The sequence below is a fragment of the Aquincola tertiaricarbonis genome (assembly GCF_000969605.1).
GTDB lineage: Bacteria > Pseudomonadota > Gammaproteobacteria > Burkholderiales > Burkholderiaceae_C > Aquincola > Aquincola tertiaricarbonis.
Genome location: NZ_JZUE01000056.1, coordinates 1 through 7,059 on the forward strand (window position 1 = coordinate 1; position 7,059 = coordinate 7,059).

The 7,059-nt window shown below is 66.1% G+C and carries 8 protein-coding genes; 6 read left to right on the top strand and 2 right to left on the bottom strand.

The window, feature by feature from the left end:
• Window positions 1-327 precede the first annotated feature (327 nt).
• The gene (locus VO99_RS27250) at window positions 328-540 is read right to left on the bottom strand and encodes a hypothetical protein (protein ID WP_046116120.1); all 213 of its coding nucleotides are present in this window, start codon (window positions 538-540) and stop codon (window positions 328-330) included.
• Between the two features lie 1,194 nt (window positions 541-1,734).
• On the opposite strand from VO99_RS27250, the gene VO99_RS30665 reads away from it, so the two are divergent.
• The 6 genes from VO99_RS30665 to VO99_RS27270 all read left to right on the top strand — a co-directional run bounded on the left by VO99_RS30665 (window position 1,735) and on the right by VO99_RS27270 (window position 5,758).
• Window positions 1,735-1,944, top strand: a complete 210-nt coding sequence (locus VO99_RS30665; RefSeq protein WP_157039840.1) for a hypothetical protein — start codon at window positions 1,735-1,737, stop codon at window positions 1,942-1,944.
• A 222-nt stretch (window positions 1,945-2,166) separates the two neighbouring features.
• Entirely contained in the window at window positions 2,167-2,640 is a 474-nt protein-coding gene (locus VO99_RS27255) for a hypothetical protein (protein WP_198157101.1), read from the top strand.
• Between the two features lie 5 nt (window positions 2,641-2,645).
• Window positions 2,646-3,011: an acylphosphatase gene (locus VO99_RS29970; protein WP_375136423.1), complete on the top strand. Its 366-nt coding sequence runs from the start codon at window positions 2,646-2,648 to the stop codon at window positions 3,009-3,011.
• A gap of 437 nt (window positions 3,012-3,448) precedes the next feature.
• Window positions 3,449-4,483 carry a GGDEF domain-containing protein gene (locus VO99_RS27260; RefSeq protein WP_052736679.1) on the top strand — a complete coding sequence of 345 codons (1,035 nt, stop codon included), beginning with the start codon at window positions 3,449-3,451 and terminating at the stop codon, window positions 4,481-4,483.
• Between the two features lie 494 nt (window positions 4,484-4,977).
• On the top strand, window positions 4,978-5,472 hold the full coding sequence (locus VO99_RS27265; RefSeq protein WP_083441003.1) for a YciE/YciF ferroxidase family protein: 495 nt from the start codon (window positions 4,978-4,980) through the stop codon (window positions 5,470-5,472).
• A 25-nt stretch (window positions 5,473-5,497) separates the two neighbouring features.
• Window positions 5,498-5,758 carry a hypothetical protein gene (locus VO99_RS27270; protein WP_157039841.1) on the top strand — a complete coding sequence of 87 codons (261 nt, stop codon included), beginning with the start codon at window positions 5,498-5,500 and terminating at the stop codon, window positions 5,756-5,758.
• 386 nt (window positions 5,759-6,144) lie between these two features.
• On the opposite strand, the gene VO99_RS29975 is transcribed toward VO99_RS27270, so the two are convergent.
• On the bottom strand, window positions 6,145-6,399 hold the full coding sequence (locus VO99_RS29975) for a hypothetical protein (RefSeq protein ID WP_083441002.1): 255 nt from the start codon (window positions 6,397-6,399) through the stop codon (window positions 6,145-6,147).
• Window positions 6,400-7,059: the final 660 nt, after the last annotated feature.

Consider the following 7,059-nt stretch of genomic DNA (forward strand, 5'->3'; position numbering starts at 1 on the left):
CAAGGGCAAGGCGGCCGGCTCACTGGCCACCCCCGCCGTTGCAGCACACGCCTGAACCAACGACCGGGACTTGATGCCCGCCACGGTGTCCCCAGGTGCTGAGGGTCTCCTCCTCGCACCGTCAAAGCTGCTTCAGCGGCCTGCACCAGGCCGTTTTTTTTCCTGTGCCGGGCGCGGTGACCGCGGTTACCTCACGCGGCGATGTGCACCAGGAAGGCCGACACGACAGCACGACCACCACAACCGTGACCTTGAGCCAGGCCACCTGGGGACGTCGCCGAGTGAACAGGCGCCGGCCCGCCGGCATCGACCGCTGCAAGGGGGGCCTCAAAACGGCACGTCCTCATGGTCCGGGATGCCCTGACGCAACCAGCACACGGCGGCGTCCTCGGGCTCCAGACAACGCCAGTGCGGTTGCAGCGCCAGTTCTGCCGCCGTCTCGTCACGTTGCACGCGCAGAACGGTGGGCCAGCGCGCATGCAGCCGCGCCGAGAAGCGAACGATCCAGTCGTGGTCTGACAGCGTTTCTTGGCTGGGCATGGGCAATTCCTTGTCGTCAAGCGGTCAGGGGGCCGTCGTTGTGCCTTTCAGCAATTGCGCGGGCGTGCGCCCTCACAACCCCACCAAGCGTGGCGGACCAGGTCAGCAGCTGGTGCAGGCGGCACCTGAGATCCCGCCGCACCCCCCCTGAAGGGGCTGTATGTTTGTACAGTATATCGCCATCGGGCGTCCCGGTGACGCGCTGGCACCGAGGCTGGCCCGGGCCGGCCACGGCCCAGCCCTGGCCAGAGGACGGGCAAGGCCCGGCCCCTTCCCCCGTCAAGTAGGTGCACGGCGATGACGTGACTCACCGCACGACGCCGCACTGCCCTGCCATTTATCCTGCCGGGCGAGCCCGCAGAGCCCATCCGCGCTCTTCACGCCGCGGAACAGTCGAGCCGTCGCAACGGCGCCCTGTGCTTGCCACCGCGCGACTGCCAGGCCCTGCGATTCACCAGGTGCTTGTTGACTGATGCCGCGCGTGCGGGCAGCAGCCGCCTCACCCGCATCATCCACGCATCACCAGGATCGCCAGGGCTTCGCCGCCTTGACGGCGGCCCATCGGATTGCGGGGATCCGGCGGACAACAGCACCCGCAGTGGCTTGGTGGCGCCCACGCACGAGTGCAGGTACCCAAGTCACAGCGACCACAGATGCACCACCGTGCCAACCACGCCGCGTGACTGCCCGGCCGAGGCCGGGACGGCGGGTGGCTCAGTTCAGCCGCTGTCCGCTCGCCGCATCGAACAGGTGGGCGGCCGCAGGCAGCGGGCTCAAGCACAGCCGCTCGCCCGGGCGCACCGGCACGCTCGAGCGCGCCGATGTCGGGGGCTCGCGAATCCCTCGACAACTCGATCAGAGGACGGTCGGCGCAGGCGCGGCGGCTGATTGGCGGGCGAGCGCTGGTGCGACAGCGCCAGCATGAATCGGTTCCCGCCTGGTGCCAGCTTCCTGCTGCTTACCAAGTCAAGTGGCCGCCCCGACCGACGCCGGCTGTTCGCTGGTCCACAAACAATAGCGACAGGCAAAGGCGTCCACTGCATCGCCACACCAGCGCGCCTGCAACACGCGGCTCGTTTCCCACTCTGCGACATCCTCGTCTGACCAGTCCGGTGCAAACGCATCGCGTAACAGCCGCCCAAACGGGCCCGCAGGTGTGACCCAAGGAGCCCATGCCTGCTTCGCACTGCTCCCATGACCGTACAACAATTGATCCGCTACCCCCGAGAACGTGTGATCGAGCAGCTCGAGCGCGGCCTGTTGGCTCCCCGCAGGACCGTCGTCAACCGCTCCTTGAATCAGTCGTTGTATGCGCAGTTTCATCAGCAGAGAGCGAAGGATCGTCACGGTCTTGGTCCAAGAGCAGGAGGACTGGCGACAAACGGCAACCAGCTCGCGCAGTGAATGCTGCTCAGTACGACTGTAGGCGCCTGTTTTGCCGCCGAACGCAGGCAAACGGCCCCCATTGCGTCAGACAGTTCCGATTCAGCCCCGTGGAGGTTTGCAGCACGGTAAGCGACCTCCTGGCTGTGAATGCTGTGGCCGTTGATCGGCTAGGGACAAGGCAAGCGTTCAGGCATGAACGCTCCTGTCGGACGGAGGCCGTTCCGCCTCCTGGAGATGCCCGTGCTGACCCCCGCCCTTGCCACCACACAGCAGCGATCGCAGTCCCAAACGCTGTCCCCGCGGTTGCATCGCGCCGTCCAGTTGCTGCAAATGTCATCGCTTGACTTCGCGCAGGAACTGTCGGCCGTGCTCGGCAGCAACCCGTTTGTGGACGACGACGCGGCGGATGACATGCCGTTGCCTTCAGCGTTGCAAGCGTTGGCCGATCCGCTGGGCGACTCCAGGGCAGACGACGCTGAGGACGGGGCGGAGGCTGCCAACGAGACCGGGGCGCCTGCCTCGGATGCGCAGGAGCACAAGGGCTCTGTGGTCCCGTGTGGCGAGCAAACGCCTGACCATTCCCACCACGGGGTGGGACGGCTCGGCCGCACGCTCGTGGCCCGGCGCCCTGCAAGAAGCAGCGACCGTCAAAAGCGAGAGCAGGCGATGGAGCGCGGACGCCTCGGCGTCCGGGCGCGTCAGCGGCACGCTTGACCAAGGTGGCACACTCGGCCAAATTGACGCTGACCCGACCAATGATTGATTCTGAGCCGCCGGGCGACGCCCTTCACGTCAACAACCCTGTCGAACATTGGTGTGTGCGCGTCCACGGTCGTGTGCAAGGGGTGGGGTATCGGGACGCCTGTGTGACCAGCGCGCGGCACATTGGCGTGACCGGCTGGGTACGCAACCGCGCCGATGGATCGGTCGAAGCGGAACTGCACGGCACGGCAGATCAACTGCTCGCCATGCGGCGCTGGATGGCCGCTGGACCGCCGTTGGCCCGCGTGCACAACATTGAATGGCATCCTGCATCGAGGAACACACCGGCCTGCGCCTCGTTCGAGCGCCGGTCCACGCTGTAACGGATTGCGGACGACACGGCAGTCAACCACCACCGGATGGTCAGCGCATGCCGAGCTTCCAGGGGGATCCTCGGATCGGTGACAAACATCAGGCGCGGCATCGAACTGGCGGGGTGCCAGAACTGTCGGGCCCACGGTAACGAGGGCTGTTGCAGGCCGCTCAGCGAGCCTCACCCATCGCCTGCCCTGAACGTGACGGCCTGGTCGCCGGTGAAGAGACCAGCGGCCGACCGCCGGTGAGGCGTGAACTCAAACGTTTCAGCGCTGAAGCGGGCGGCTCGGACAGGTCCCTACAAGAGCCGTGCGGAGCCGCATCCTCCGATCAGCCTTGTCAGCATCACGCAGGACCACGCGCTTGCGGCGATCCCAGGGGGTCCGTCGGGCTTCAGAAATGCCATGACAAGCCGACAACCGGAGACACACGTATGGTCCCGCGCATGCAAACCGCACCCCTGCACACCCCCTGGCAACCTGCTGCCCTGCCGTTCAACGAAAGCCGCCGCGTGGCCGCTCTGCGCGCCTACGACGTGCTGGACACCGAAACGGAGCAGGCTTACGACGACTTCACGACACTGGCCTCGGCAGTTTGCCGAGTTCCGATCGCGCTCATCTCATTGGTTGACAGTGAACGGCAGTGGTTCAAATCGAAGGTGGGACTGGGTCAGGCGACGCAGACACCGCGCGACGTGGCTTTCTGTGCACACGCGATTCTGCGCCCTGGCGAAACGATGGAAGTGCCCGACGCAACACACGATGTCCGCTTTGCGGGCAACCCGCTCGTGGTGGGGGAGCCGCACATCCGGTTCTACGCCGGTGCCCCATTGGTGACGCCAGACGGCTTGTCCGTCGGTACCGTCTGTGTGATCGACCATGAGCCCCGACACCTGCAGGCGCAAGAGCGTCAGGGCTTGCAGTCGTTGGCGCGACAGATCGTGACTCAGCTGGAACTGCGCCATAGCCAAGCCGCACTCGTGCACGACAGCCTGACGGATGCGCTGACCGACCTGTGGAACCGACGGGCGTTCAACCGCCGTCTGCAGGAAGAATGGATGCGCCATGCGCGCAACGGTCGACCCCTGTCGCTGCTGTCACTCGATCTTGACCATTTCAAACGCATCAATGACGAGTTCGGGCACCCGGCCGGCGACGCTGTGCTGGCGCAGACAGCCCAGCTGCTCCGCAAGTCAGTGCGCCTGAGTGACTTACCCGCCCGAGTGGGCGGCGAGGAGTTCGCCGTGCTCTTGCCGGAGACGGACGCCGCGTCGGCCATGGGTGTGGCGGAAAAACTCCGCCGGGTGCTGGTTGACGCCGCATGGCCCCATGCCCCGGTCACCGCGAGCATCGGGGTCTCGAGTGCAGCGCCCGACCGCCATGGTGATCCGCACGTGCTGATCGCCCAGGCGGATCAGGCGCTGTATGCCGCCAAGCAGCGAGGACGCAACCGCGCGCAGCGGTTCGCTCAATGCGCCTGACGGCCGACCCAGGCACAAACGCAGGGACAAGCGGCTGACGTCCGCGCTGCTGCATGCGCATGTGCCCCCTGTGCCATCTGCTCCGCTCCGCGCCGACCTGCGGGCCCCGCGCATGCCGTGCCTGTTCCCGAGACGGCACAAGGAAGTGCACCCAGTAAAACGCCTGGCCCGCACAACGAACGTTCAAGTAAGAGGCGCGATGGCTCGACCACGGTGCACCAGCCGGTGACTGGCGAGACGACCCGTCATCGACCGCCAGCCCTGCCCCGTGGCGGGCACTGCCTGCAACCCGTCAGCTGAACCGCGGTGGACCGGTCTCGCGACCTCGCCCGCCTTGTGACGCGGCGTCGCGCCGTGCCGGCCTCGGCGGGTTGAGTGAACTTTCGCGTCGTCATCCGCGCGCCTGCAGTGCGCGGCATGCCAGGCGCGCCAGCCTCGGCGTGCTGACTGTCGTCGCCTGGTCAGGACGCAGAAGCCACGAGATCGCGAGCACCTTGCAAGACCTGTTCATCCACGAACTGTCGGACACGTACAGCGCCGAAAAGCAGCTGACCCGGTCGCTGCCCAAGATGGCCCGGGCGTCGCGGGCAGCTGACCTGGCCGCAGCGTTTGAGCAGCACCTGGAAGAAACGCGCGGTCAGGTCGAGCGGATCGACAAAATCGTCGAGCTCACCGGCCTCAAGCTCAAGCGCATGAAGTGCGCCGCGATGGAGGGGTTGATCGAGGAAGGTCAGGACCTCATCGACGAGCTCGACCAAGGTCCCCTGCTCGACATCGCGCTGATGGGCGCGGCCCAGAAAGCGGAGCACTATGAGATTGCGAGTTACACCACGCTGGTGATGCTGGCCGGTAAGCTGGGCCTGACGGACGCGGTGGTCCTGCTGCAAGAAACGCTCCGCGAGGAGACGGCCACCGATGAAAAGCTGGGGCTGCTGGCCCAGGCCGCCGCCATGGAGGACGAACTGGAAAGCGAGGCGACGGGCAAGTAAGGACCCCACCCAGTCGCTGCACGCCATGGAGCCCGACACTGCGGGTTTGCGATCGGTTGATGACATGGAAGCCTGGGTGCAGCAGCACGGGTACCTTCGCTTCGTGCGCGCGCTTGCCAACGCCGAGTTTCGGGGAGCCGCCTTGCACGCTGCCCGCCAGTGGGACCTGCGGCACACTGCGCGTCGCCGCAAGCGGGCCGCACTGACGGTGGTGTGCGCCGCAGCCTTCTGCCTGCTCGCGATCATCCTCCTCTACGCCCTACCGGTGCATTTGCCGACGACGTGACCCGCGACGCAGCTTTGATAAGCCATGGTTGCCCCATCGAGCGCTGCCAACCACAGTCTTGACTTGGGCCAGAGATTCACGCTGCAGCCACTGGCCCCGGCCTGGTGCACGGACCATTGGTCACCGCCGGCAAGGCCGGGTGCAAGGCCAATCTGAGTGGAGATCACCTCGCGTTTCGGGGCGCCGTCGAAACCCGACACGCCGTTTTCTCGTGCTTGCGGTTTGCACCACCATCTAATTGCGCAAAACAACACCGGCTTACCGGATTCGAGCACCCGTAACACGCCCTCCCCCGCGAACCACTCCATGACGGCGATCCTGGAGACGTCGAAGTGAGCGCAACTTGGTCCAACAAACCGGTGGCACTGCGCTGGCAATCGCACGCGTTAACGCACGATCGAAGAATCGTGCACGCCTTCGCCAGGATGTGGCGGTAACGGCTGGATCGTACCTGCATCCACAAAGCGTTCGAACTCAGAGCGCGGCATCGCCGCAGCGCCTCTGGTCGGGCCCTCCTCCCAACTCAAGGTAGCGTCCAGTTCCGTCAGCTCAACCTCAACCGAACCCTGTGGAACGGGAAGTGGCATGCCATCGCCCTCCCGGTACAGCACTTCGCCCGTGACCTCAGTGGTGTGTGTCATGTCTGTGTCTCCTTGCTGCCATGATGCCGGCAGCAACGGCGGGGCGAAAGCAGGGCTGTCTGAACCGGTTGTCAGGCGCGTCTGGCATGGCTGTGCTGACCCGGGTGCATGCCGACCTGCGTAGGCGGCGCACCCTGTCCGCTGACGTGCACGGCAACTACCGCTCCATGCGCGGTGGCGGGCCGCGCAACGAACCGCAGGGACAGCAATACGGCGAACGGACGAGGCCCGCGATGGAACGGCGGAAGACGTCATCGGCATTGAAACACCGCACGCAATGGCGCCGCCTTGAGGCCGCGTTACGCTCGGCCGGTCGCCAAGGCAGCCGGACCCACAAGTGCGGGTGTTGGACCAGCCTCCCTTCGATCGGGCCGTTGTCGGCGCCGCAACCCATGAGCATGGATTCGCCGCAAACGCACGTGCCGGGCTCATGTGCCCGCAAGGGGTCGCCCCTGTGCTTCCTGTTTCTTGTCAGTGGAGCAACGCCAGTACCAGCCGATGCCTCATCAGACGCCTCTTGGCAGCACCTGCGTCAGGAGGCGCCTTCAAGCGCGCGGGCTTGAGGCGGCGCTTGACGCCCAGCGTCCGTCTCGACATGGCCTTGCACCCAGTCCACGATGCGCGAGGCTGCATCGCGGCGGCAGGCGGGCTGGCCCTGGC